Below are 24,288 nucleotides of genomic sequence, written 5' to 3'. Positions count from 1 at the left end.
CGCCGCGCGCCCTGTCAGATCTTGAACGCCAGCGTCATGCCGTAAGTCCGCGGCGGGGCGTAGGGGGTCAGAATCTGCCGGAATGGCCCGAAGTAGGTGACGTAAGTCGGCACCAGCTCATTGGTCAGATTCTTGCCCCACAGCGACAATTCCCATTCCTCGCCGGGACCCGCGATCGACAGCCGCGCGTCGACATTGTCGTGGCTCGGCCACAATTGCTGCGGAATGTTCGACGCTTCGAAATAGGCGTCGTCGACCCAGCTGTAATCGACCCTGAGCTTCGCCGTCAGGTCGCCGATCGGCGCTTCATATTGTCCGCCGATGTTGAACTTGTTCTTCGGCGAGCGCGGGAGACGGTTACCCGTATAGGCCTGCCCCGGGATCGAATATTCGGTGAACTTGGCGTCGAGATACGCGTAGCTGCCGTCAATCTGCAGTCCCTGAGTCGGCCGCACGACAAACTCGACCTCGGCGCCACGAATCCGCGCCTTCGCCGCATTGCTCACGACGACGCAGCACAGCGGGACGAGCTGCGAAATCTGGAGGTCCGAATAATCGGTCTGGAACGCCGCAACGTTCAGCCGCAATTTACGATCGAACCAGTCGGTCTTGGCCCCGACTTCATAGCCCCAGGCGAATTCGGGATCATAGGGGGTCGATGCGCCCTTCGCAGTTCCCGACAGCCCCTGAAATCCGCCGCTTTTGTAGCCGCGAGCAACCGAGGCATAGACGAGGATATCCTCGCTCGCCTTCCAGTTCAGCGCCGCGCGCGGGGTAAAGGCCTTCCAGCTTTTGGCGCCTGTCACGTCATAACCCGCGATCGAGCCGAGCGGCGGCGGGAGGCCCGGACCGTCGTCGATCTTGAAGCCCGCGAAGCGTCCGCTCTTGCGTTCCCACGTCATGCGTGCGCCGACCGTTGCGGTGAGCGACGGCACGATCTCGTAATCGAGTTGGCCAAACACCGCGACGCTGCGCGCGTTGACCGATTGCGGATAGAGGCCGATGCCCGAGCCTGCGGGGGTCGGGAATTGCTGGATCTGCCCCTGCACGCGGTCGTTGTTTTCCTTGAGGTAATAGACGCCCGTCTGACCGTTGAGGCGGCCGTCGAACGCCTCGAACGCGAGGCGCAGCTCCTGGCTGAACTGGCTATTGTCTTCCTCACCGAAATCGGTCGATTCGATCTGCGCCGGCGGGTTGACCGGGTTGCTGAAGAAGGGGGTTTCGAATTTGAAATCGACCTTGCGCAGTGCCGTCAGCGAGGTGAGCGTGCCAAACGGCAGGTCGAGGTTCACTTCGGCCGAATAGGCCTCGATCGTCCGTTTGATAAACCCGTCGGTATAGGCATTCACTACGCGCGGATCGGGATTGATCCCGACGCAGTGGATGCCGCCCTGAAAGCCGGTGTCGCAATTGTTGTGACGCGGATTGCCACGCTGGTCCTGATGCGAAATATCGGCGCGCAGGATGATGTCGAGCGTGTCGCTGGGCTGGAAGCGCAGCGCAAGCCGCCCCGTGGTCAGATTCTGGTCGTTGACGTCATGACCGGTTGTCTCGTTAAACTCGTAGCCACTGCGCTGCTTGTGCGAGATGCCCGCCGACAGAAACAATTTGTCGGTCAGCGCCATATTGCCGCGCGCGACAACCCCGACCTTGTCATAATTGCCGTAGGTGCCCTCGAAATAGAAGCTGTTGTCGGCCGACGGTTTGCGGCTGATGAATTGAACGAGCCCGCCGATCGCATTTTTGCCGAACAAGGTGCCCTGCGGTCCGCGCAGCACTTCGACGCGTTCGAGGTCGAGTGCGTCGAGGTCGGGGGTGCCGCCGCGTCCGGCATAAACGCCGTCGACGAAGACGACGACCGACGGATCGCCGCCGGCATTCTGGCTGATCCCCGGGGGGCTACCGATGCCGCGCATCGCGAAATTGGTGTTGATCGGATCGACCGCGCTGACGCTGAGCCCCGGGGTACGGGTCGCGATATCGGCGACTGTTTCGATATTGCCGGCGCGAAGCTGGTCCGAACTGAAGGCGGTGACCGATACGGGTACGTCCTGCAGTTTCTGTTCCTGGCGCTGCGCGGTGACGATGATATCGCCGCTGCTGTCGTCGGCCGCTTCCTGCGCCGCGGCGACGCCCGGCATCGCAAGCAGGGCCACGCCTGTCATCAGCCATGCAGACGGATTCCACCTCTGTTCGGACATTTGCTCTCTCCCTTATGTGTCGCCGAAGCGCGCGCCCGATCATGCTTGACTGTCGGCGCCTTTATTGCTTAGCTAACTAAGCATATAGCTGCTATATAGCAGCATTATCCGCCTTGCAAGAGGCGGTCGCCAAAAGGAAGAATGGGAGAGTTATGGCAGCGCAAAGCGCGGGCAGCGGGCCCCTCGAGTCCATCGAAAACCCGCCAGCGGCCAGCCCGCCCTGGCCGCGCCCGGCGTATAGCTGGTATGTCGTCGCTGTCCTTTTGCTCGCTTACACGCTGTCGTTCATCGACCGGATGATCCTGAGCCTGCTCGTCGCACCGATCCGCGCCGCGCTCGATATTTCGGACACACAGGTCAGCCTGCTGATCGGCCTCGCCTTCGCGCTTTTCTATACCTTGCTCGGCCTGCCACTCGCGTGGATCGCCGATCGCTACAACCGCCGCAACCTGATCCTCGTCGGGATTGCGGTGTGGAGTTTCATGACCGCGGGCTGCGGCTTTGCGGGAAGCTATGCGACGCTGTTCGCGGCGCGCATGGGGGTCGGGGTCGGCGAGGCGACGCTGTCGCCCGCGGCCTATTCGATGCTCAGCGACTATTTCCCGCGCGACAAGCTGGCGCGCGCCATGGCGGTCTATTCGATCGGAGTACCCTTGGGGGCGGGCATCGCGCTCATCCTCGGCTCGTTCGTCGTCCAGGCGGTGCTCGCGGCGCCGATGGTCGATGTACCCTTCTTCGGCGCGATGGACGCGTGGCGGCTGATCTTCGTCTGGGTCGCCGCGCCGGGGCTGTTGATCGCGCTGCTGATGTTCACCGTGCGCGAACCGCTTCGCCGCGGACGCCGTGTCCTCGCACCCGTGGCGAACGCATCGAACACACCGGCGCCCGGCCTCCTCGCGCATCTTCGCGAGCAACGCGTGGCGCTCGGTGCGCTGTTCGCCGGCATGTCGCTGATCGGGCTCGTTATGTACGGCGCGATCGCGTGGATCCCGACCTTCTTCGCGCGCACCTATGGCATGAGCGTCGGCGATGCAGGGCTGTGGTTCGGGATCATCATGGCGATCGGCGGTACGATCGGGCTGCTCGCCGGCGGCGCGCTCGCCGACCGGCTCTATGCGCGGGGCGTCGCCGATGCGCATCTGCGCGTCATGCGGCTGTCGATCCTGCTCGGTGGTCCACCGCTGATCGCCGCTGCATTGATGCCCGATTCGACGCTCGCCTTCGGCATGCTCGCGCTCGCCTATCCGTGCATGACGATGCACGGCGTCGGCGGCGTCGCGCTGCAACTCATCACGCCGAATGAATATCGCGCGCGGATGACCGCACTCTATTTCTTCGTCGTCAATCTGATCGGGCTTGGCTTCGGGCCGATGCTGATCGCCCTGCTCACCGACTATCTGTTCGAGGATGATGCGATGCTGCGCTATTCGATCGCGACCGTCGCCGGCATCGCGCTGCCGGTCGCTGCGGTGATCCTGACATGGGGCTTCAAAGGGTTCGCGCGCGACCTCGCGCGCATGTCGGCCGAGGCGGAAGCCGCCCCGGCCTGACGCGCGGATCAGTTCAGCGCGTCGAGAAATTCGACTTCGGGCGCGGCGCCGAGATGCGCGGCGAGCGCGGTGCGGATCTCGGCGAAATGCGGGGTGCTCGGGTGGGCGTCGAGCGCCGCCTGCGATTCATAAACTTCCATGAGCTTGTAGACGCCCGCCTCGGTGCGCGAGCGCGCGACGCGATAGAGCAGGCACCCCGGTTCCCCCGCGAGCACCTTGGCGGCGCCATCGGTCAGCGCGGCGCCCAATTCTTCTTCATGCCCCGGTTTGGCGGTCAGCCTGGCAATCACTGCGATCAAATTCTCTCTCCTCTGCTTGTGTTTTCAGCTTTTGGGGACGGGCGGGAAGGCCGGCGCCTTGCTGACCATCGCGGGCAGCGGGCGACCCATCACACCGGCGAACCAGCCCGCCGCATCGACGATCGCGGGCAGGACAAGCCCGGTCGCGATGCCGCCGCGTTCGAGCATATAGACGACGTCCTCGGTCGCCACATTGCCCGCCGCCCCCGGCGCAAAGGGACAGCCGCCAAGCCCGCCGAGCGACGCATCGACCGTCGCGGCGCCCTCGGCGACCGCCGCCCAGACATTCGCGAGGCCGCTGCCGCGCGTGTTGTGGAAATGCACGCGCACCGGGAGGCCGCCGACCGCTTCGCGGACGCGGCCGACCATCTCGCTGACCTGCGACGGCACCCCGACGCCGATCGTATCGGCGAGCGCGATCTCGCGGGGGTCCGCTTCGGCGGCGCGCTTGGCCATTTCGACGACGCGGTCGATCGCGACCTCGCCTTCGAACGGACAGCCAAACGCGGTCGCGATCGTGATCTGGCCGCTGCGCCCCGCGGCCTTCGCCAGCGCAACAATCTCCATCGCCGCAGTCAGCGATTCGTCGGATGTCTGGCGCTGATTGTTGATCCCGAAGGTGTCGCTCGTCACGCACACCGCGCCCAACTCGTCGATCCGCCCGGTCGCCAGCGCGCGCTCGGCACCGCGGCGGTTGAGCACAAGGCCAATGTAGGTAACATCATCGCGGTCAGGCAGCATCGCCACCAGCTCTTCGGCATCGGCGAGTTGCGGGACGCGGCGCGGGTTGACGAAGCTCGTCACCTCGATCCGCCGCGCACCATAAGCAATCGCACGGGCGACGAGTTCGACCTTGTCGGCGGTCGAGACGATCGCCGCCTCATTCTGCAGCCCGTCGCGCGGGCCGACCTCGACCATTTCCACGCCTGTTCCTGTCGCCATCGCGCCTGTCCGCTTTCGTGCCTGATTTAGCCGGTTGCAAATTACATAGCATACTAAGTATATCATCGCCATGGGCGGCGACAAGTCTTGTCGATGCGGATAAGCCGATACGCCATATTACCGCCCGAAGGGAGCGACATGACAGAGAAACATGGCAGCGGGGGAGCGCTGGAGGGCATCCGCGTGGTCGAGATGGGGCAGCTGATTGCGGGCCCCTTTTGCGGGCAATTGCTCGGCGACATGGGGGCCGAGATCGTCAAGCTCGAGCCGCCCGAAACCGGCGACCCGATGCGCCATTGGGGCCAAGGCGACACACCGAGCTGGTGGCGCGTCATCGCGCGCAACAAATATTCGGTCGCGGTCGACCTGCGCTCGGAGGAAGGCCAGCAACTGGCGCGCGAGCTGATCGCCAAGGCCGATATTCTCATCGAGAATTTCCGCCCCGGGACGCTCGAGAAATGGAACCTCGACCCTGCCGAGCTGCGCAAGACCAACCCCGGACTGATCGTCGTGCGCGTCTCGGGCTATGGCCAGACCGGCCCCTATTCGTCGCGCGCCGGCTTCGGCGGGATCGGCGAAGCAATGGGCGGCTGGCGCGGCATCGTCGGCTATCCCGACCTTCCTCCCGCGCGCATGGGGGTGTCGATCGGCGACACGCTCGCCGCGACTTACGGCTGCATGGGGGCGCTCGCCGCGCTCCACCACCGCAGCAAGACCGGCGAAGGCCAGGTCGTCGATTCGGCGCTCTATGAAGCGGTGCTGCAGGTGATGGAATCGACCGTGTCCGACTATTCGGCGAGCGGCACCAAGCGCCGCCGCACCGGATCAACCCTGCCCGCGATCGCACCGTCGAACGTCTATCCATGCCGCGACGGCGAATATCTGATCGGCGCCAATCAGGACGGCGTCTTCGCGCGCCTCGCCGAAGCGATGGGGCAGCCCGGACTCGCGGCCGACGAACGCTATGCCACCCATCTTGCGCGCGGGGCGCGACAGGAGGAACTCGACGCGCTGATTTCGGAGTGGACTGCGACACTGACGATCGCTGAACTCGAAGCAAAGATGATCGCGGCGGGCGTCCCCGCGGGGCGCATCTTCGATGCCGAGGATATGCTGGCCGACCCGCATTTCGCGGCGCGCGAGGCGCTGGTGACGGTCGCGGATGAAGAGCTGGGCGAAATCCGGATGCAGGGGGTCTTCCCCAAGCTGTCCGCGACCCCCAGCAGCGTCCGCCGCCCGGCCCCGCTCACCATCGGGCAGGATGGCCCCGATGTTCTGAAACGCTGGCTCGGCCGCGAAGGATAAATATATGATCACCCTCTATGGCGGACCGACCCCCAATTCGCGCAAGATCGCGATCGCACTGCTCGAAATGGATCTCGCGTGGCAGGTCGAACCGATCGACATTCTTGCCGGCGACCAGCTGACCCCCGAATTTCTCGCGCTCAATCCCAACAACAAAACCCCGGTGATCGTCGACGACGAAGGCCCGCATGGCCCGGGCTTTGTCTTGTGGGAGACGGGCGCGATCCTGCTCTATCTCGCCGAAAAGACCGGGCGCTTCCTGCCCGCCGACCCGGCGCTGCGCGCGACCTGCTGGCAATGGCTGATGTTTCAGGTGTCAGGGGTCGGCCCGATGTTCGGGCAGGAGGTGCATTTCACCCATTATGCCAAGGACCGGCACGAATATGCGATCGCGCGCTATAGCCGCGAGGTCGACCGGTTGATGATGGTGCTCGACAAGCGCCTTGGCGAAGCCGGGTGGCTCGCGGGTGACGATTACAGCATCGCAGACATGGCGATGCTGCCCTATCTGCCGCGCCAGCTTGCCGAGAAAGCGGGACGCTTCCCGAACGTCGAACGCTGGGCCGCGGCGATGTTCGCACGCCCCGCGGTTGCCGAAGGAATGAAGTTCGGCGTCGCGCGCGCCGAAACGATCGCGGGCGGGCTCACCGGCTTCACCGACGAGCATCGCGCGATCCTGTGGGGCGACCGCCAGCACGTCGCACGGTAAGGGCCAGTCATCCCGGCCTGCGCCGGGATGATGCTCTTCTCGGGCTCAGTCACCCCGCACCGCGGCATGATTGGCGTCTCCGAACATGTTCGACCACTCGGCCTCGTCGAGCTTCTGATGACGGCCGATATATTTGGCGGGCGCAGCCAGATCCGCGCGGCCCATGGCGCGGACGACGGCCGGCCGTTCGCGAATGCTCTCGAACCAGCGGTGCGTCGCGGGATGGTCGTCCAGCCCCATGCCCATCACAAAGGCCGAAGCGCGGCCGGGCCAGATCGCCATGTCGGCGATGCTATAGTCGTCACCCCCGACATAGGCGCTTTTCTCCAGCCGCTTTTCGAGCACATCCTGCAGCCGCTTCACTTCGCGCGTGTAGCGCTGGACCGCATAATCCTGTCCCGCCGGGGCGTAGCGCAGGAAGTGGCTCGCCTGCCCGCCCATCGGCCCCAGTCCCGCGACCTGCCAGGTCAGCCACGACAAGGTCGCCGCACGCGCCGCGCCCGAGGGGGCGAGGAAACACCCGCTCTTCTCGGCCAGATACTGCAGGATCGCGCCCGATTCGAACACGGTCACCGGATCGCCGCCCCCCGCCGGAGCATGGTCGACGATCGCGGGCAGCTTGCGGTTCGGGTTGATCTGTCCGAATTCGGCGGTCAGCTGGTCGCCATTGAAGATGTCATAAGGAATGACGCGATAGGGCGCGCCAATCTCCTCCAGCATGATGGCAATCTTCTGGCCGTTCGGGGTCGCCGAATAATGAAGGTCGATCATCTCAAAGGATCGCGTGGATGGAATGGCGGACGCCGAAGCCCGTCCGTTCGCCGACGCCGACCGCCAGCACGCCGTTGAGCCAGCCATATTTCTCGCTCGCGGTTTCGAACACCGGGGCGATTCGCAGATAATAGCGCGCCGGATCGACATGGGGCTGCGCCGGATCGACGAATTCGGCGCGAACGTCGTCGGGGATCATATTACGACCGCTATAGGTCAGATAGATGAGCTCGCCATCGTCGGTCTGCCAGACCGCCCGCGCGTCGAAGGTCCCGACCGACGCATCACCGAGGCGCCCCGAGCGCGACCAGTTGCCGCCGCCCGGCAAGATGATGCCATTGATTTTCGGACCAAAGAAACGCCCGCCGCTGATATAGCCCATGCGCTGATCACCGAACGGCGTCGCCCCGATACCGATGATTCCGCCGCCCACTTCAAACTCGGCGGTGCACAGATATTCGCTGGCGAGTGCCGCGGCGGCGGGTTGCTGATCGGTCTGGGTCATGATGCGAATCCTCCTTGCAAAACTATGGACAAGCTTAAAACCATTAGTATACTAAGGGTCAATCAGATTGACGGATCAGCGCATGGGCGCGGCACCGTCGACGATGGACCATTGGGAGGGTGTATATGAAGCTTCTTGACCAGATTCTGCTGTCCGGCGTGGCTTGTGCCGCGATGATGGCAGGTGCCGCACCAGCGATGGCGCAGAGCGACGCGCCGGCCGATACCGCCGCCAACGACACGAACGACATCATCGTCACCGCGCGTTTCAAAAATGAATCGCTGCAGGATGTTCCGCAGGCCATCTCGGCCTTTGGCGAGCAGGCGCTGACCAAGATTGCGGCGCGCGATATCACCGACCTTGCCCCCTCGACCCCGAACGTCAGCATCCAGCCGGTCGCAACCTTCTCCAACTCTGCCGCCATCTTCATTCGCGGCCTGGGCGCGCAAGGCATCGAATCGACCGAGGAAAGCCCGGTCGGCATCTCGATCGACGGCGTCTATGTCACGCGTCCGGTGGCGACGATGCTCGACACCTTCGACCTCGACCGGATCGAAGTGCTGCGCGGACCGCAGGGCACGTCGTTCGGCAAGAACTCGCTCGCGGGCGGCATCGCCGCCTACACCAAGAATCCCGGCAAGGACTGGGGCGTACAGGCCGAAGTCACCGTCGGCAATTACGGCCGCATGGACGCACGCGCGGCGGTCAACATGCCGATCATCCGTGACGTGCTGGCGGCCCGGCTGGTGCTCAACAAGGAAACCTATGACGGTTTCTATACCAACCGCCTGAACGGCAAGCGGGTTGGCGGACAGGACCGGCTGACGCTGCGTGGTACCGTGGTCTTCACCCCCACCGACAATCTCGACATCAACCTGAAGGCCTTTCTCGTTCGCGACCGGTCGAGCGCACCCGGCGGCGACTCGGCGCCCAACCGCAACCAGCTGCTGTGGCAGATCTTCCGCTTCGAAGAGCCCAACGATGGCGCCTTCACGATCGGCCGCGATTTCCCGACCAACCACGATACCGACCAGCTGGCCTTGACCAGCAATATCGGGCTCGACCTTGGCGCGGTGCAGCTCAAGTCGGTGACCGGCTATATCGAAACCGACGATTTCAACGACAGCGACTATGACCAGTCGGAAGTCTTTTTCTTCCCGACCTTCCGCGTTCAGTCGCACCGCCAATTCAGTCAGGAATTGCGTCTGCAGTCCGATTTTTCGGACCGCGACGACGCCCTGGCGCGCCTCAATCTGGTTTTTGGCGGCTATTATCTGAAGCAGAGCTTTGAGCTGGCTCAGGCCTTCCCGACGCTTCCTATCCTGCTCGCGCCGGCGCTGAAATTCGGCAGCCAGGATTTCGTGGCGCAGGACAATACCGCCAAGGCGCTGTTCGGGCAGGCCATCTATGGCGTCACCGACCGCCTGAACATCACCTTCGGCGTCCGCCAGAGCTGGGAGTCGAAGGATTATTTCCGCGATCCGACCGGAACCCTGCTGTCGCCCGCCTATTTCACGTCGCGTTCGGTGGTCAAATCGCTCGACGAAATGGAAGCGATCGCCAACACCAACCTCGCGGCGGGCAAGGCTTTCAAGCTCGGCTACAAGCGCGACCGCATGACGTTCAAGGCCGGGATCGACTATCGCCTGAGCGACGATCTCATGGTCTATGGCGGTTACAGCCAGGGCTATAAGGGCGGCGGCTTCGGCGCCCGCGCCGCGACGACGACGACCGCGGGTCCGACCGATGACAATACTTCGGAATTGTTCGAGGCCGGCTTCAAGGGCGATTTCTTCGACAATCTGCTGCGCCTCAACGTCACGGGCTTTGTAACCAAGTTCAAGCAGCTGGAATTCGGCGTCTTCTTCCCCAACCCCAATGTCGCATCGGGGCAGGAAACCGCGGCGCTCAACATCGGCGCAGCAACGACCAAGGGGATCGAAGTCGAAGCGACATTGAAACCGACGCAGAATTTCCGCCTGTCGGCCAATGTCGGCTATCTCGATAGCAAATATACCGATTTCTGCGCCGACATTGACGGCCCTTCGGCTTCGCCGACGCCGCCGACATCGACCTGCGGCAAAGTCACCGCGCTTCCGAACGGCACCTATCTGGTCGATGTCGATCACACCGATCTGAAGCTGGTGCGCGCACCGAAATGGCAGACCCAGTTGTCGGCCGACTATACGGTTCCGCTCGGCACCGCCGGCAATGTCTCGCTCCGCGCGGCAATGGCGTACCGCAGCCTCTACCAGCAGACCCTTGCCAATGACCCGGCGGGACAGAGCGGGGATTTCATCCTCGTCGACGGCTCGATCGGCTGGGAAAGCGAAGATGCGCGTTTCCGGGCGATGCTCTGGGGCAAAAATCTGACCAACAAAACCTATGTGTCGGCGCTGACCCCGACCGCCCAGTTCTTCACCCAGCGCTTCTATGGCGCGCCGCGGACCTTCGGCCTGACGCTCGGCGCCAGCTTCTGATCCGCAGCCGCCGGGCCTAAACCCCGGCGCTGGAACTGTGCATAAAAGGCCCCTCTGTCCTGCCGGACAGGGGGGCTTTTCCTGTGCCCGCACATCCTGGTGCGGGTCGCCTCCACGCGCTAATCGTAAACCGCGTTGACAGATAAGCTTAAATATCTAAGTATTTTTCCAACAAGAAGAATCGCAGATTTTGGGGAGAGTTATGACAGAGGCTACCGTTCCCGATGGAGCCGCCGCCGCGTCGCACAGCAGCCTCGCGCTCCGCCGCAACGTCGCACTGATCATGCTTTTCCTCGTCGGCACGATCAACTTCGTCGATCGCCAGCTTCTGTCGATCCTCGTCGAACCGATCCGCGCCGACATGCAGTTCAGCGACACCCAGTTCGGGCTGCTCACCGGCCTCGCCTTCGCGCTCTTCTATGCGGCGATGGGCATTCCCATGGCGATGGTCGCCGACCGCTGGAACCGCATCAAGCTGATCGGCATCGCCTGTATCGTGTGGAGCGGTTTCACCGCCGCCTGCGGCATGGTCTCCAATTTCTGGCAGCTCGCCGCGATGCGCTTTGGCGTCGGCGCGGGCGAGGCCGGCGGCACCGCGCCGTCGCTGTCGGTGCTCGCCGACTATTATCCGCCGGCACAGCGCCCGCTGGTGATCGGCCTGTTCACGCTCAACGGCCCCTTCGGCGTCTTCGTCGGCGCGGCCTTCGGCGCGTGGGCGGCGGCACATATCGGCTGGCGCGGCGCCTTCCTCGTGATCGGCGCCGTCGGCATCGTCGTCGCGCCGCTGCTGATCTGGCTGGTGCGCGAACCCGCGCGCGGCCAGATGGACAAGCGCGCAGAAGACGATGCCCCGCTTCCGATCGGACAGACGCTGGCAATGTTCGCGCAGCGCCGTTCGCTGCGCATGGTGATGATCGGCAGCGGGATGGCCGCCTTCGTCAGCTATGGCATGCTCAACTGGATTCCCGCCTTTCTGATGCGCGTTCAGGGCATGCCGCTGTCGGCGATGTCGACCTGGTTTGCACCCGCCGCCGGCATCACCTTCGGCGTCGGCATATTGGGCGGCGGCTGGCTGGTCAGCCGCGCGGCGCGCACGTCGCCGCGCGCCTATGGCACGATCCCGGCAATTGCGGCCGCGGTGCTCGTTCCGACCTTCATCGCGGCGCTGCTCGTCGACAGCTGGCAGCTGTCGCTCGCGCTGATGCTGATCCCGATGGCGGCGTGCATCGTCTATGTCGCCCCCGCGCTGGCTTTGGTCCAGAACCTCACCGCGCCGCGTTCGCGCGCGACCGCCTCGGCGGTACTGATGCTGATGTTCAACATCGTCGGCCTCGGGCTCGGCCCGCTGTTCGTCGGTATGATCAGCGACGCGCTGAAACCCGAATATGGCGACGAAAGCCTGCGCTGGGCGTTGATGGCGATCATCCCCTTCGCCATCGTCGCCGGTATCGCGCAATATGCGATGACACGGCACCTCGATAAGGATTTCGCCGAATGAGCGATGAGGAGAGGATGATGGACAGCGAAAACGAGATCGCCGCAATGGCGGCACGCTTTTTCGACGCGATCGAGGCGGGCGATATCGAGACGATGCGCGCGACCTTCACCCCCGATGCCGAAATCTGGCACAACACCGACGAGGCGATCGTCACCCGCGACCAGACTGCGCAAACGCTGACCGGCATGGTCGCGCGGATCAAGGACCGCAAATATGCCGAGCGCCAGCTGACCGCCTTTCCCGGCGGCTTCGTCCAGCAGCATGTTCTGACGGGCAAGCGCGTCCATGACGACGGCCTCGTCCGTCTGCCCTGCGCGATTATCTGCAAGGTTGAAGGCGGCAAAATCACCCGTCTCGACGAATATTTCGATTCGGCGCACGTCGCCGAATTCCGCAAATTTGCGAATGTTTGAGGAGTAAGCCCATGCCCGTCCTGCGCCAGGTTCCCCGGTCGGAAGTCACCGACGAAACCGTCCTTGCCTATTACAATCGCCTGTTCGGCGATCGCTGCCCCGTCGCCGAACCCGGCACCGCGACCGGCACGCCCGGCGACTGGTGGACGGTGTTCGCACTCGCCCCCGACATCTTCAAACATGCCGTCGACGGCTTTGCCGTCTATCGCCACCCCGCGCGCAAGATCGATCCGGTGCTGCGCGAACTCGGCCAGACCCGCGCCGGATGGGTCAAGGGCAGCCAGTTTGTTTTCTCGCAGCATTGCAAGTCGCTGCGCGGCCTTGGCGTCAGCGAAGAAAAAATCGCCGCCATCGCGCATTGGACCATCGCCGATTGCTACAACGACCAGGAACGCGCCGTCCTCGCCTATGCCGACTGCCTGAGCCAGGGCGGCGGGCGCGTGCCACTGGAGGTCTTCGAAAAGCTCAAGACCTTCTGGGACGACGAGCAGATTTTCGAATTCACCTACATCACCTGCCTCTACGACATGCACGCGGTGATGACCCGCGCGCTGCGGATGGAATTTGATGCGCGCGAAGACCCGATCGTCGAGGTCGCGGCGCCCGAAGGCTTCAACGCCGCCGACTTCCTGAGCGCCCCGCGGCCGAAGGAATAGGCACCGGGCATAACCGTCAATCTAATTGACGGTTATGCCCGCAGATGGTAGATATGAGAATGAGAGGATGGCCATGAAGCTTTATACCAGCGTCGGCCCTAACCCCCGCGCCGTGACGATGTTCATGGCGGAGAAGGGCATCACCCTGCCGCAGGTCGAAATCGATCTGCGCGGCGGCGAGAATCGGCGTGCGCCCTTCAACCAAAGCGTCAACCCGGCGGGACAGACCCCGGCGCTCGAACTCGACGACGGGTCGGTGCTGACCGAGATTTTGGCGATCTGCGAATATCTCGACGAACTTTATCCCGAAGCATCGCTGATCGGCTCGACGCCCGAGGAGCGCGCGAACACGCGCATGTGGACGCGCCGCGTCGACCTCAAAATTTGCGAGCCGCTGACCAATGGCTTTCGCTACGCCGAGGGCCTGCCGCTGTTCGCGTCACGGATGCGCTGCCTGCCCGACGCCGCGCCGGGGCTGAAGGCGATCGCGCAGGACGGGCTGCAATGGCTCGACCCGCTGATCGCCGGGCGCGACTTTATCGCGGGCGACCGGCTGACGCTCGCCGACATCCTGCTGTTCGCATTCCTCGATTTCGGGGCGACCGTCGGTCAGCCGATCGATCCCGAGCTCACCCATATTTCGCGCTGGTACGACCGGATGAAAAGCCGGCCCAGCGCCAACCCCAACTGAACAAGAAGGAGACGGATCATGGCTGCAACGAATAGCGAGTTCGAATTCTGCGGGGTCAACCACCTCGCACTGGTGTGCAAGGATATGGCGCGGACGGTCGAATTCTACCGCGACACGCTCGGCATGCCGCTGGTCAAGACGCTCGACCTGCCGGGTGGACGCGGCCAGCATTTCTTCTTCGATATCGGCAATGGCGACAGCCTCGCCTTTTTCTGGTTCCCGAACGCGCCCGAGGCCGTCCCCGGCATCTCGGCGCCCGAAGCCCTGCCGACGCGCGGCAATTTCATGTCGGCGCACGGGTCGATGAACCATATCGCGATCAACGTCCGCGCCGACAAATTTGACGAATATTACCAGCGGCTGGTCGACAAGGGGGTCGAGGTCACCCCGATCCTGAACCACGACAATTCGCCGACCCAGTCGTCGGCCGAAATGAACGACGACGTCTATGTCCGCTCGGTCTATTTCTTCGACCCCGACGGCGTCTGCCTCGAATTCGCGGCATGGACCAAGGTGTTTGACGAAAGCGACATCGCGCATGACCCGGTCCGCGCCGACGGCACCAAGGCCGAAGGCATGATCACCGGCCGGACGCCCGTCCCCGCCGAATAGGTCTTTTCCCCAGGAGCACTCCTCGGGCCCGGCGTACGCGCCGGGCCCCTTTTTTTTGAGCAGGATTGGCTGCCGCCGGCTTACGCGCGACTTGTCATTCTTCGTCATCCCGGACTTGATCCGGGATCCATATCCGCTGGCGTTTCCGGACCGCTACCCCACCGCGCGGTCGCGGCCTTCCCAATAGGGCGCGCGCAGTTCGCGCCGCAGCACCTTCCCCGACGGGTTGCGCGGCAGTGCATCGATGAACTCGACGCTCTTGGGCACCTTATAGGCCGCGATCCGCGCCCGCGCCCACGCGATGACCTCGGCCGGATCGGGTTGTTCGCCCGGCGCCGCCACGATCAGCGCCTTCACCGCTTCGCCCCACCGGTCGTCGGGAATCCCGATCACCGCGACATCGGCAACCCCGGGACAGCCCATGATCGCGCTTTCGACCTCGGCCGGATAGACATTCTCCGCCCCCGACACGATCATGTCCTTGATCCGGTCGTGGACGAAATAATAGCCGTCGGCGTCGCGAAAGCCGACATCGCCGGTCAGCAGCCAGCCGCCCACCACCGTTTCGGCAGTCGCGGCATCGCGCTGCCAATATTGCTTCATCACGATGCCGCCGCGGATCGCGATCTCGCCGATCGCACCATCAGCCAGCGGCTGGCCTTCGGCGTCAAGAATCGCGACATCGACCCCCGGCCACGGCTTGCCGCACGAGGTCAGCTTGCCCGGCAAGTCATGCGCCGACGGTGACAAAAACGTCCCCCCGCCCGCCGATTCGGTCATGCCGTAAAATTGTACGAAACCGCAGCCAAAGGTCGCGCGCGCGCGGCGCAGCACATCCTCGGCGATCGGCGACGACCCGTAAGCGATGGTGCGCAGCGCGCCATAATTGCGCTCGCCGACACCGGGTTGCTGCAGCATCATCTGGATCATCGCGGGGGCGAGGAAGGCGTGCGCGACCTTTTCCTCCTCGATCATGCGGATCGCATCGTCGGCCGCGAAATCCTTGACCAGCACCAGCCGCCCGCCCTGCGCGAGTCCCGAGAAACTAACGTTGGTGCCCGCGACATGGAACAGCGGCATGATGATCATCACCGTCTCGTCGACTTCATAGCCAAAGCCATCGATCTCGGTCGCCATCTCCATGAAGGCGCGATAGTTGCGGTTGGCGATGACGACCCCCTTGGGGCGCCCCGTCGTGCCGCTGGTATAAAGCTGGAGGACGTCGTCTTCGAGGCTGGGGCTCTGATCCAGCGGCGTCGCGGCGGCATCGCCGAGCCATGCTTCAAACGCTTCGAACGCCGGATGCTCGCCATAGAGCGCGACCAGCCGCGGCGGTGTGGCCAGATCGGCGACAGCCGCCAGCGCGAGGTCGAAGAAATCTTCGCCGACGAACAAGAGCTTGGGTGCCGCATCGCCGAGGATGAAGCCGATTTCGCCCGCCGCCAGCCGGTTGTTGATCGGCGCGAGGCAGGCGCGGGCGAGCGCGGTGCCAAAGAACAAAGGATACCAGCCGTCGTGATTCTTGGTGAGCACCGACACGCGGTCGCCGGGCGCGATGCCCGCCGCGACCATCGCATGGGCGACGCGGTTCGACTGCACATCGAGCGCGGAAAAGCTGGTTTCGCGGGCGCCGAACTTCACGGCAATCGCGTCACCGCGCGCGCGCGCTTGCGCCGCCGGAATGTCCGACAACATCCGAATGGCGTCCAGATCGATCATTTCGCTCTCCCAGCTTCGTTTTCAACTTGAATTAGATAGAATACTAAGCAAATGTTTGACCAGCCCAAAAATCGAGAGGACAAGCCTTGTTTAAGCACCCGATCCTGCCAACGACTATCGTCGGAAGCTATCCCCAACCCGACTGGCTGATCGACCGCGAACGGTTGAAGGCCAGCCTGCCGCCGCGGGTGCGTGCCGAGACGCTGTGGCGCGTCCCCGCCCCCTGGCTCGCCGATGCGCAGGAAGCCGCGACCCTGATGGCGATCCGCGATCAGGAAGAGCTGGGCATCGACATCGTCGGCGACGGCGAAATGCGCCGCGAAAGCTATTCGAACCGCCTCGCGACGGCGCTGTCGGGGATCGACCCCGACAAGCATGGCAGCGCGGTCGACCGCACCGGCAAGTCGAACCCGGTGCCGCTGGTGTCGGGGCCGATCCGCCGCATCGCGCCGATCGAGGCGCAGGACGCCGCCTTCCTGCGCCGCCACTCGACCAGGCCGGTCAAGCTCACCCTGCCCGGCCCGTTCACGATGACCCAGCAGGCCGAGAACGGCTATTATCCCGACGCAAAATCGCTCGCGATGGACTATGCCGACGCGGTGAATGCCGAGGTGAAGGATTTGTTCGCCGCCGGGGTCGATGTCGTCCAGCTCGACGAACCCTATTTGCAGGCGCGCGCCGACGAAGCCGAATATTATGCGATCGAGGCGATCAACCGCGCGCTCGACGGCGTCGACGGCACGACCGCGCTCCACATCTGCTTCGGCTATGCGATGGTTCATCATGGCGCGGGTTCGACCAAGCCGAAGCCCAAGGCCTATGACTTCCTCGCCGAACTCGAAGCCTCGGCGATCGACGTGATCTCGATCGAGGCGGCACAGCCGGGGCTCGATCCCGCGATCCTCGCCGAACTGCCGACCAAGACGATCATGTACGGCGTCCTCGACCTGTCGATCCCCGAGGTCGAAACCCCCGAAGTCGTCGCGGGCCGTATCCGCGAGGCGCTGCGCTATATCGACGCCGAACGGCTGTGGATCGCGCCCGATTGCGGGATGAAATACCACAGCCGCGAACATTCGCAGGCGAAGCTGAAGGCGATGGTCGATGGCGCGGCGATGGTGCGCGCGGAGCTGAAGTAACAATGACATCCCCGCGAAAGCGGGGACCCAGGGGCCAGATCAGCCGACGCGCGCTCTGGGCCCCCGCTTTCGCGGGGATGACAGAAGATTATTGATCGATAAACTCGGTCAGCAGCGCGCCCACCACCTCGGGCGCCTCGACCGTCGGCAAATGCCCGGCGCCCGGCACGACCTCGAGCCGCGCGCCGGGGATCGCGTCCAGTATCTCGTCATGATGCGCGCGGCTGGTGATGCCGTCCTGTTCGCCCCAGATCAGCAGGGTCGGCACCGCGATCTCGCCGAGCCGCGGTCGGCTGTCGATGCGCGCCATGATCGCGCGCTGCTGCGCGAGGAAGGTTTCGGCGCCGGTGTCGGCCGCCATCTGCCGCGCGATGCCAAGCAGGCGTTCGTCGCTGCGCTTATGCTCGGGGAAGAGGATCGGGATGCGCTCCTCGACCACCTGATCGAACTGGCCGCTTGTCACAAGGTCGATATAGCCCTGCCGCCGCGCGGTCTGCGCCGGGCCGTCGGCCGAAGCGAGGGTCGAAATGAGCGCGAGCTTGGCGACGCGTTCGGGGGCGCGGCGCATCACCTCGAAGGCGATAAAGCCGCCCAGCGCGTGGCCGACGAGGACGAACTTCGGCGGCGCATTGTCGAGCAGGCGCTGCGCGAAACCTTCGATCGTGTCGTCGCTGCGGTTGTCAGCGACGATCACTTCGCGGTCCGCCCACGCGTCGAGTAGCAGCTGCCACACCGCGTCGGTCAAAAGCTGGCCGGTGATGAGGACGATGGGGAGAGACATTAGACCACCTGATGCAAAAGCGCCTCGCCCGCGGCGAGACGGCGACAATTTTCGTGGGCGACGTTGAGGCTGCGCGTGAGCGTTTCGGGCGTGAGCCACGCGATATGTGGCGCGAGCACAGCGCTCGGCTGCGCAAGCAACGGATGGCCGGCCGGCAGCGGCTCTTCGGCAAACACGTCGAGCCCGGCGCCGCGCAAATGCCCCGACGCCAGCGCATCGACCAGCCGCGCTTCGTCGACCAGCTCGCCGCGCGCCGTGTTCACCAGCACCGCGCCGGGCTTCATCGCGAACGGGTCGATGGTCCCGCGCGTCTCATCGGTCAATGGAATATGAAGCGACACCACATCCGCCTCGGCAACCAACCGGTCGAGCGGCCAATATTCATAAGGCACATCGCGCGCGCTGCGCGCGGTATAGACGACCTTCGCGCCGAGCGCCGCGAGGACGGGAGCGAGAAGCTGCGCCGAATGACCGAAACCCACCAACCCGACGGTGCGCCCGGCAATCTCGCCGACGCTGTCGAGTTCGGACGGGTCGGCGGTCCAGCCTTCGCCGGCGCGGGTGCGCGCGTCGAAGAAACAGGTCCGGCGCAGCACCGCCATCATCAGCGACAGCGCCATTTCGGCAACCGCCTGGCTGTTCGTCCCCGGCATGTTGCACACCGCAACGCCATGCGTCCGCGCGGCGTCGAGCGCGATCGTGTTCACCCCGACGCCCAGTTTCTGGATCAGCTTGAGCTTCGGCGCCGAGGCGATGAAGTCGGCGGTCACCGGGGTCAGCACATGGAGCAAAGCGGTGATCTCGCCCGCGACGCCATCGAGCGACGCCGCCTCGTCGACATGCGTCACGACGCCGGGGCCGAAAATGGCATCGACCGCAGCGCGGAAGCCGGGGCTGGGGCGGGCGTGGAGGACGATCATGCGAGTGTGGCCGCGATCGGCGCGGCAAAGGCCGATGCGCCGGCATAATCGGCATCGGCGCCGAGCGACTCTTCGATCCGCAGCATTTCGTTCCACTTCGCCATGCGCTCGGACCGCGTGAAGCTGCCGACCTTCAATTGTCCGGCGTTCCAGCCGGTCGCGAGGTGCGCGATGGTGACATCCTCGCTTTCGCCCGAGCGCGCCGAGACGATCGCGCCCCAGCCGCGCGTCACGGCGGCGTCGAGCGCGGCCTTCGCCTCGGTCACCGTACCGACCTGATTGACCTTGATCAACGCGGCGTTGCACGCGCCCGCTTCGGCCGCATCGGCGACGCGCCGGGCATTGGTGACGAGGACATCGTCGCCGATGATCTGGACCCGGTCGCCGATCGCTGCGGTCACCGCCGCCATCGCCGCCCAGTCGTCCTGCCCCGCCGGATCCTCGATCGACAGGATCGGATAGCGCTTCGCCCATTCGACGATCCGCGCCGCCATTTCCTCGCTCGTCAGACGGCCGTCGTCGAGCGCAAGGCTGTAGCCCGACGCATCGCCCAGTTCGTTCGCGGCGATGTCGAGCGAGATATAGACCTCGTCGCCTGCGCGGTGCCCGCTCGCCTCGATCGCCTTCGTCAGCGTGTCGAGCGCGTCCTCATTCGACGCGAAATTCGGCCACCAGCCGCCTTCATCGGCGACCCCGGTGAGCGGCCCCTTCGCTTCCATCAGCTTGCCCGCGGCGCGATAGACATCGTCGGTGATTTCGAGCGCGCGGCGGAACGATCCGGCCTTCGGGCACATGACCATGAAATCCTGCACATCGGTGCGCCGTCCGGCGTGCGCGCCGCCGCCGAAAATCTGAATCTCGGGGAGCGGGATGCGCACCTTCGCGCCGTTCGCGAGATAGCGCCACAACGGCTCGCGCGCATGCGCCGCGGCGGCGTGGAGCACCGCCATCGACACCGCGACGACGGCATTGGCGCCGAGCCGCGCCTTGTTCGGCGTCCCGTCGAGCGCGCACAGCGCGGCATCGATCGCCGCCTGATCGCGCGCGTCCATGCCGGTGAGCGCCGGGGCGATCTCCGCGCCGATGCCCGCAACTGCACCGTTCACGCCAAAGCCGCCATACGCCGTACCGCCATCGCGCAGATCGATCGCCTCATGCGCGCCGCGCGATGCCCCCGCAGGCGCGATGGCGCGTCCGACGGCGCCCGATTCGAGTATCACCTCGGCCTCGACAGTGGGCCGTCCACGCGAATCCCAAAGCTGGCGGCCGGTAACGGAGGCGATACGCGAGGTCATGAAAGAGTCCTTTTCCAATGGGTGACGAGTGCATCGATCGGCACCGGCGCGGCAATCCGCGCCCGTGCCTGCTCGCGCACGATATGTTTGTGATCAGGGTCGGTCAGATAGGGAGCGGGTGACTTGCCCTCGACGCGCGCGAGCAACAGCGCGGCGGTGAGCTGGCCCGCGCGCAGCAGCAGATCGGCGGGGTCCTCCCAATCGATTCCGGCGCGATAGGCGGCGACCAGCGCAGTCGCGGCCTCGGTCAGGCGCGCGTCGTCCAGCCACACCGCCTTGAGCAGCATATGCGTGGTGCAGAAAGCGAGGTCGAACGCCGGGTCGCCATAGACCGCGCATTCGGCGTCGAGGATGACCGGACCATCGGCGCTGACGAGGATATTCTTGGGGCTGACATCACCGTGAACGAGCGCGATCTTGCGCCCCGCGAGATCGCCCGCCAGCGCGCGCAGAGCGGGCGCGAGTTCGGCATCATGCTCAGCGACATAAAGCAGAAACGGATCGATACGCAGCGCGCCGAACATCTCGTCGTTCGGAAAAGCATCGCGGTCGGCGTCGTTGTATGCCGTCGCCGCGTGGACAGCGGCGATCCCGCGCCCGACGGCTGCTGCGAAACCCGCATCGACGCGCCCGGCGACCAACTCGTCCTTCCACACCGGGCATCCCGGGAGGAAGCGCATCGCAAAGGCGTGACCGGTCGGCAGTTCGGCAAGCACTTCGGGCGCGAGCCGTGCGTCGACCCCACGCGCGCGCCGGAGCCAGCGGACTTCGCTCTGGCCGCGCTCGACCGGGGCGAGCCATTCGGCCGCGACGCGCAATTGCGCCAGCGGCCGTTTGACGACGATCGGCCCCGTCGGCGTCTCGACCTTCCACACGTCGCACGAGACGCCGCCGGTCAGCGGCTCGAGGGCGACATCGCCCTCGCCGATCAGGCCGGCGCCGCGCAATTCTGCGATGATATCGGCGTCGGCCTCACCCATTTACAGCTTCTCCCGGATCCAGCTGCCGACGAGATCGGCGGCAGTCTGGCGCTCTTCGATCGAGTCCTCGAAATAATGCGCGCCGGGGATGAGTTCGAGCTTTTTGTCCTGGGTACCCAGGAAGTCGAAGATCTTGCGCGCATCGCTGGGGAATACGCCGGTGTCGGCGGTGCCCTGAACGACCAGCGCCGGGGTGTTCTGCTTGGCGAGGTGCGGCGCGCCCTGGCACGGCGAGGTTTCGAGGCTCCACATGTTGAGCCAGGTCTTGATCGTGTTCGCGCGGCCGATGCTGGGCGTACGGTTGGCGATCGCGGGGTCGCCGCGGTAGCACCAGTTGGGCTTGCGGTCCGACGGATCGATCAGCGGATCGACGCAGCGGATATCGCCCCAGCAACGGAACATCGGGAAGATGCGGTCGGGAATGCCCGCATCGTTGAGGCGCACGAGCTCAGCCTTTGCCCAGTCGGTGATGCGCTGGTTGCGCGCGCGCTGCGCCGCGCGATATTTTTCGATGAAGGCAGCCGAATAGGGCGGGCCATTGTCGGGGTTGAACGGATCGAGTGCGGGGTCGGTCAGAGTGGGATCATTCTCGTCGATCACCGACGGGTCCATCCAGTCGGTCAGCACTTCGGGGCGACCCTGATGCGCGTTGAAGCTGATATAGAGGTCGCCCTTGATCAGTTGCGCGAGCGCATCCTGCCCAACCGACGGCAGCCGGTCGGTCAGCGTCGGCGCGATCGCTTCGGCCTGATAGGCGCCCATCAGCGAGCCGCCGCCCGAATTGCCGAGAATGACGATCTGTTCGACCCCGGCCACTTCCTTGAGCCACTTCATGCCCACGCCGATGTCGAGCACCGCATGTTCGAGCAGGAACTGATCCTCGACGCCGCGATAACGCGTGTTCCAGCCGAGGAAACCGAAGCCCTGCCGCGCGAAATAAGGAGCGATATAATGTTCGGAAAAATCGACGTTATAATGGGTCGCGATGATCGCGACCTTTGGCCGCGTCCCCGATTGCGTCCAGTAAATGCCCTGGCACGGATGCCCGCCCGCCTGAATGCGCGGCGCGGTCGGCGACACCAGCCCGACAAATTGCGCGTCCAGTCCTTCGTTCCCGTTGGGGTCCATCATCATCTCTCCTGTTTGTCGATTGTCGTGAAATAGTTCGTTCAGCGGCTGACCTCGAAAGGCAGCGTATAGCCATCGAGCCCGGCGCGGATCGCACGCTTGTCGATCTTGCCCGTCGGCCCCAGCGGGATTTCGTCGACGAACAGCACATCGTCAGGCATCCACCATTTGGCGATCTTGCCGTCGAGATACCGGATGAGGTCGGCGGCCACGGCGGTCGCGCCGGGTTTGAGCTGGCAGAGCAGGATCGGGCGTTCGTCCCATTTGGGATGCGCGACGCCGACGACCGCGGCGACCGCGACGGCGTCCTGCCCCAATGCGATATTCTCGATCTCGATCGAGCTGATCCACTCGCCGCCCGATTTGATGACGTCCTTGGCGCGGTCGGTGATCTGCATATAGCCCTGCGCGTCGATCGTGCTGACGTCGCCGGTGTCGAAAAAGCCTTCGGCATCGAGAACGTCGCCGCCTTCGCCGCCGTAATAGCCGCTCGCGATCGTCGGCCCCTTGATCATCAACCGCCCCGGGGTCTTGCCGTCATTGGGCAGGCGTGCGCCGTCGTCGTCGACCAGCTTCATCTCCAGCCCGCAGAGCAATCGGCCCTGTTTCAGCTTATACGCCATTTGCACATCATCGGGCATCGCCGCGACGGCCGCATTGGGCACGGCGACGGTCCCCAGCGGCGAGGTTTCGGTCATCCCCCAGCCCTGAATGACATCGACGCCATAATCGTCGCGGAAGGTACGGACGATCGATTCGGGGCACGCCGCGCCGCCAATGGTGACGCGCTCGAGCGTTGTGAAGCGCTTGCCATTGTCCTGCATATATTGGAGCAGCATCTGCCACACCGTCGGCACCGCGGCCGAGTAGGTGACACGCTCTTCCTCGATCAGATTATAGATGGATTCGCCGTCCATCCGCTGGCCGGGCAGGACGAGTTTCGCGCCGACCGCGGGCGCCGAATAGACGACACCCCACGCATTGGCGTGATACATGGGCACGATCAGCAGCACCGTGTCGCGCGCCGACAGGCCGAGCGCGTCGCGCTGCAAGGTCATCAGCGCGTGGATATAATTCGACCGGTGCGAATAGAGCACGCCCTTCGGATTGCCCGTCGTCCCCGACGTATAGCAAAGCCCGCACGCGCTATTCTCGTCGAATCCGCCCCAGACATATTCGGCAGGCTGGCCCGCGATCCAGTCGTCGAACGCGGTCGCGGCAAAGCTGGTTTCGGGCAGCGACTTGGCGTCGCAAAAGAAGATCACCTTCTCGATCGACGGAACCTGCGGCAGCAATTGCTCGACCAGATCGGCTGTTGCCGGGTCGGCGATCAGCAGCCGGTCGCCGGCATGATTCGCGATATAGGCAATCTGCTCAAGAAACAGCCGCGGGTTGAGCGTGTGGAGCACCGCCCCCAACCCCGCCGCGCCATACCAGGCGGCGAGATGGCGGCCGCTGTTCCAGCCCATCGTCGCGACGCGGTCGCCGGGGACGATTCCTTCGGCGGCGAGCGCATTCGACACGCGCTTCGCATCGGCATGGATATCGGCCCAGGTCGACCGGGTGATGAGCCCCCCGGCATCGCGCGACACAATCTCGCGCGCGCCGTGCCAGCTCGCCGCATGGTCGATGATCCGGTCGACCGTCAGCGGCACATTCTGCATCAACCCGTCCATGCGCCCCGTCTCTCCCTT

At 64.8% G+C, this 24,288-nt stretch carries 22 protein-coding genes; 10 read left to right on the top strand and 12 right to left on the bottom strand.

All coding sequences use genetic code 11. The annotated features are described in order from the left end of the window. Positions 1-14: 14 nt before the first annotated feature. On the bottom strand, positions 15-2,165 hold the full coding sequence (locus tag AC1RRJ_RS12875) for a TonB-dependent receptor (RefSeq protein WP_493123287.1): 2,151 nt from the start codon (positions 2,163-2,165) through the stop codon (positions 15-17). 188 nt (positions 2,166-2,353) lie between these two features. Here AC1RRJ_RS12875 and AC1RRJ_RS12870 point away from each other — a divergent pair, with 188 nt between their 5' ends. Next, positions 2,354-3,751 (top strand): spinster family MFS transporter, encoded by a 1,398-nt coding sequence (locus tag AC1RRJ_RS12870; RefSeq protein ID WP_493123285.1) that lies wholly within the window; start codon positions 2,354-2,356, stop codon positions 3,749-3,751. A gap of 8 nt (positions 3,752-3,759) precedes the next feature. Here AC1RRJ_RS12870 and AC1RRJ_RS12865 read toward each other — a convergent pair whose 3' ends face one another. Together AC1RRJ_RS12865 and AC1RRJ_RS12860 are read right to left on the bottom strand one after the other, a co-directional pair. After that, entirely contained in the window at positions 3,760-4,041 is a 282-nt protein-coding gene (locus tag AC1RRJ_RS12865; RefSeq protein ID WP_493124128.1) for a putative quinol monooxygenase, read from the bottom strand. Positions 4,042-4,074: 33 nt separating this feature from the next. Then, positions 4,075-4,992 (bottom strand): hydroxymethylglutaryl-CoA lyase, encoded by a 918-nt coding sequence (locus tag AC1RRJ_RS12860; RefSeq protein ID WP_493123283.1) that lies wholly within the window; start codon positions 4,990-4,992, stop codon positions 4,075-4,077. Between the two features lie 138 nt (positions 4,993-5,130). Here AC1RRJ_RS12860 and AC1RRJ_RS12855 point away from each other — a divergent pair, with 138 nt between their 5' ends. Together AC1RRJ_RS12855 and AC1RRJ_RS12850 are read left to right on the top strand one after the other, a co-directional pair. After that, positions 5,131-6,297: a CaiB/BaiF CoA transferase family protein gene (locus AC1RRJ_RS12855; protein WP_493123281.1), complete on the top strand. Its 1,167-nt coding sequence runs from the start codon at positions 5,131-5,133 to the stop codon at positions 6,295-6,297. Positions 6,298-6,301: 4 nt separating this feature from the next. After that, positions 6,302-7,006 (top strand): glutathione S-transferase family protein, encoded by a 705-nt coding sequence (locus AC1RRJ_RS12850; RefSeq protein WP_493123279.1) that lies wholly within the window; start codon positions 6,302-6,304, stop codon positions 7,004-7,006. A gap of 45 nt (positions 7,007-7,051) precedes the next feature. Here the strand turns inward: AC1RRJ_RS12850 and AC1RRJ_RS12845 are convergent, their stop codons facing one another. Together AC1RRJ_RS12845 and AC1RRJ_RS12840 are read right to left on the bottom strand one after the other, a co-directional pair. After that, entirely contained in the window at positions 7,052-7,777 is a 726-nt protein-coding gene (locus tag AC1RRJ_RS12845; RefSeq protein WP_493123277.1) for a glutathione S-transferase N-terminal domain-containing protein, read from the bottom strand. Between the two features lies 1 nt (position 7,778). Beyond that, a complete protein-coding gene (locus AC1RRJ_RS12840; protein WP_493123275.1) occupies positions 7,779-8,282 on the bottom strand; it encodes a DUF3237 domain-containing protein in 504 nt (167 codons plus the stop codon). A 125-nt stretch (positions 8,283-8,407) separates the two neighbouring features. Between AC1RRJ_RS12840 and AC1RRJ_RS12835 the strand changes: the two genes are divergently transcribed. The 6 genes from AC1RRJ_RS12835 (at position 8,408) to AC1RRJ_RS12810 (ending at position 14,632) form a co-directional block, all read left to right on the top strand. Next, positions 8,408-10,762, top strand: coding sequence for a TonB-dependent receptor (locus tag AC1RRJ_RS12835; protein ID WP_493123273.1), 2,355 nt, complete (start codon positions 8,408-8,410; stop codon positions 10,760-10,762). Positions 10,763-10,964: 202 nt separating this feature from the next. Further along, positions 10,965-12,260 carry a spinster family MFS transporter gene (locus AC1RRJ_RS12830; RefSeq protein WP_493123271.1) on the top strand — a complete coding sequence of 432 codons (1,296 nt, stop codon included), beginning with the start codon at positions 10,965-10,967 and terminating at the stop codon, positions 12,258-12,260. Beyond that, positions 12,257-12,673: a nuclear transport factor 2 family protein gene (locus tag AC1RRJ_RS12825; RefSeq protein WP_493123269.1), complete on the top strand. Its 417-nt coding sequence runs from the start codon at positions 12,257-12,259 to the stop codon at positions 12,671-12,673. Before AC1RRJ_RS12830 ends, AC1RRJ_RS12825 begins: the two co-directional genes overlap by 4 nt. A gap of 11 nt (positions 12,674-12,684) precedes the next feature. Continuing rightward, a complete protein-coding gene (locus AC1RRJ_RS12820; protein WP_493123267.1) occupies positions 12,685-13,329 on the top strand; it encodes a carboxymuconolactone decarboxylase family protein in 645 nt (214 codons plus the stop codon). Between the two features lie 73 nt (positions 13,330-13,402). Then, a complete protein-coding gene (locus AC1RRJ_RS12815; RefSeq protein WP_493123265.1) occupies positions 13,403-14,020 on the top strand; it encodes a glutathione S-transferase family protein in 618 nt (205 codons plus the stop codon). Positions 14,021-14,038: 18 nt separating this feature from the next. Then, a complete protein-coding gene (locus AC1RRJ_RS12810) occupies positions 14,039-14,632 on the top strand; it encodes a VOC family protein (RefSeq protein WP_493123263.1) in 594 nt (197 codons plus the stop codon). 153 nt (positions 14,633-14,785) lie between these two features. On the opposite strand, the gene AC1RRJ_RS12805 is transcribed toward AC1RRJ_RS12810, so the two are convergent. Further along, positions 14,786-16,351 carry a long-chain-fatty-acid--CoA ligase gene (locus tag AC1RRJ_RS12805; RefSeq protein ID WP_493123261.1) on the bottom strand — a complete coding sequence of 522 codons (1,566 nt, stop codon included), beginning with the start codon at positions 16,349-16,351 and terminating at the stop codon, positions 14,786-14,788. Between the two features lie 86 nt (positions 16,352-16,437). Between AC1RRJ_RS12805 and AC1RRJ_RS12800 the strand changes: the two genes are divergently transcribed. Then, the gene (locus AC1RRJ_RS12800; RefSeq protein ID WP_493123259.1) at positions 16,438-17,490 is read left to right on the top strand and encodes a 5-methyltetrahydropteroyltriglutamate--homocysteine methyltransferase; all 1,053 of its coding nucleotides are present in this window, start codon (positions 16,438-16,440) and stop codon (positions 17,488-17,490) included. Between the two features lie 88 nt (positions 17,491-17,578). Here the strand turns inward: AC1RRJ_RS12800 and AC1RRJ_RS12795 are convergent, their stop codons facing one another. From AC1RRJ_RS12795 to AC1RRJ_RS12770, 6 genes are read right to left on the bottom strand one after another with little or no spacing between them, the layout of a single operon-like run. Continuing rightward, the gene (locus AC1RRJ_RS12795) at positions 17,579-18,271 is read right to left on the bottom strand and encodes an alpha/beta fold hydrolase (protein WP_493123257.1); all 693 of its coding nucleotides are present in this window, start codon (positions 18,269-18,271) and stop codon (positions 17,579-17,581) included. Next, positions 18,271-19,191 (bottom strand): NAD(P)-dependent oxidoreductase, encoded by a 921-nt coding sequence (locus AC1RRJ_RS12790; protein ID WP_493123255.1) that lies wholly within the window; start codon positions 19,189-19,191, stop codon positions 18,271-18,273. Before AC1RRJ_RS12790 ends, AC1RRJ_RS12795 begins: the two co-directional genes overlap by 1 nt. After that, positions 19,188-20,486, bottom strand: coding sequence for a phosphopyruvate hydratase (gene eno, locus AC1RRJ_RS12785; RefSeq protein ID WP_493123253.1), 1,299 nt, complete (start codon positions 20,484-20,486; stop codon positions 19,188-19,190). The genes AC1RRJ_RS12790 and eno overlap by 4 nt, the downstream gene beginning before the upstream one ends. Next, positions 20,483-21,466: a phosphotransferase family protein gene (locus AC1RRJ_RS12780; protein ID WP_493123251.1), complete on the bottom strand. Its 984-nt coding sequence runs from the start codon at positions 21,464-21,466 to the stop codon at positions 20,483-20,485. The genes eno and AC1RRJ_RS12780 overlap by 4 nt, the downstream gene beginning before the upstream one ends. Then, the gene (locus AC1RRJ_RS12775; protein ID WP_493123249.1) at positions 21,467-22,600 is read right to left on the bottom strand and encodes an alpha/beta hydrolase; all 1,134 of its coding nucleotides are present in this window, start codon (positions 22,598-22,600) and stop codon (positions 21,467-21,469) included. Between the two features lie 35 nt (positions 22,601-22,635). After that, positions 22,636-24,270, bottom strand: coding sequence for a long-chain-fatty-acid--CoA ligase (locus tag AC1RRJ_RS12770; protein WP_493123247.1), 1,635 nt, complete (start codon positions 24,268-24,270; stop codon positions 22,636-22,638). Between the last annotated feature and the right edge of the window lie 18 nt (positions 24,271-24,288).

The sequence above is a fragment of the Sphingopyxis sp. GW821-FHT12C06 genome, assembly GCF_058807415.1.
The sequence above is the reverse complement of the archived record's forward strand: the minus strand, read 5'-3'. Positions and strand labels throughout refer to the sequence as shown.

Excerpts from the sequence above, each read along its gene's own strand:
- AC1RRJ_RS12875 (WP_493123287.1), bottom strand. The coding sequence starts at position 2,165 with ATGACAGGCGTGGCCCTGCTTGCGATGCCGGGCGTCGCCGCGGCGCAG.
- AC1RRJ_RS12860 (WP_493123283.1), bottom strand. The coding sequence starts at position 4,992 with ATGGCGACAGGAACAGGCGTGGAAATGGTCGAGGTCGGCCCGCGCGAC.
- AC1RRJ_RS12840 (WP_493123275.1), bottom strand. The coding sequence starts at position 8,282 with ATGACCCAGACCGATCAGCAACCCGCCGCCGCGGCACTCGCCAGCGAA.
- AC1RRJ_RS12795 (WP_493123257.1), bottom strand. The coding sequence starts at position 18,271 with ATGTCTCTCCCCATCGTCCTCATCACCGGCCAGCTTTTGACCGACGCG.
- AC1RRJ_RS12855 (WP_493123281.1), top strand. The coding sequence starts at position 5,131 with ATGACAGAGAAACATGGCAGCGGGGGAGCGCTGGAGGGCATCCGCGTG.
- AC1RRJ_RS12850 (WP_493123279.1), top strand. The coding sequence starts at position 6,302 with ATGATCACCCTCTATGGCGGACCGACCCCCAATTCGCGCAAGATCGCG.
- AC1RRJ_RS12870 (WP_493123285.1), top strand. The coding sequence starts at position 2,354 with ATGGCAGCGCAAAGCGCGGGCAGCGGGCCCCTCGAGTCCATCGAAAAC.
- AC1RRJ_RS12825 (WP_493123269.1), top strand. The coding sequence starts at position 12,257 with ATGAGCGATGAGGAGAGGATGATGGACAGCGAAAACGAGATCGCCGCA.
- AC1RRJ_RS12805 (WP_493123261.1), bottom strand. The coding sequence starts at position 16,351 with ATGATCGATCTGGACGCCATTCGGATGTTGTCGGACATTCCGGCGGCG.
- eno (WP_493123253.1), bottom strand. The coding sequence starts at position 20,486 with ATGACCTCGCGTATCGCCTCCGTTACCGGCCGCCAGCTTTGGGATTCG.
- AC1RRJ_RS12845 (WP_493123277.1), bottom strand. The coding sequence starts at position 7,777 with ATGATCGACCTTCATTATTCGGCGACCCCGAACGGCCAGAAGATTGCC.
- AC1RRJ_RS12815 (WP_493123265.1), top strand. The coding sequence starts at position 13,403 with ATGAAGCTTTATACCAGCGTCGGCCCTAACCCCCGCGCCGTGACGATG.
- AC1RRJ_RS12810 (WP_493123263.1), top strand. The coding sequence starts at position 14,039 with ATGGCTGCAACGAATAGCGAGTTCGAATTCTGCGGGGTCAACCACCTC.
- AC1RRJ_RS12780 (WP_493123251.1), bottom strand. The coding sequence starts at position 21,466 with ATGGGTGAGGCCGACGCCGATATCATCGCAGAATTGCGCGGCGCCGGC.
- AC1RRJ_RS12770 (WP_493123247.1), bottom strand. The coding sequence starts at position 24,270 with ATGGACGGGTTGATGCAGAATGTGCCGCTGACGGTCGACCGGATCATC.
- AC1RRJ_RS12835 (WP_493123273.1), top strand. The coding sequence starts at position 8,408 with ATGAAGCTTCTTGACCAGATTCTGCTGTCCGGCGTGGCTTGTGCCGCG.
- AC1RRJ_RS12820 (WP_493123267.1), top strand. The coding sequence starts at position 12,685 with ATGCCCGTCCTGCGCCAGGTTCCCCGGTCGGAAGTCACCGACGAAACC.
- AC1RRJ_RS12830 (WP_493123271.1), top strand. The coding sequence starts at position 10,965 with ATGACAGAGGCTACCGTTCCCGATGGAGCCGCCGCCGCGTCGCACAGC.
- AC1RRJ_RS12775 (WP_493123249.1), bottom strand. The coding sequence starts at position 22,600 with ATGATGATGGACCCCAACGGGAACGAAGGACTGGACGCGCAATTTGTC.
- AC1RRJ_RS12790 (WP_493123255.1), bottom strand. The coding sequence starts at position 19,191 with ATGATCGTCCTCCACGCCCGCCCCAGCCCCGGCTTCCGCGCTGCGGTC.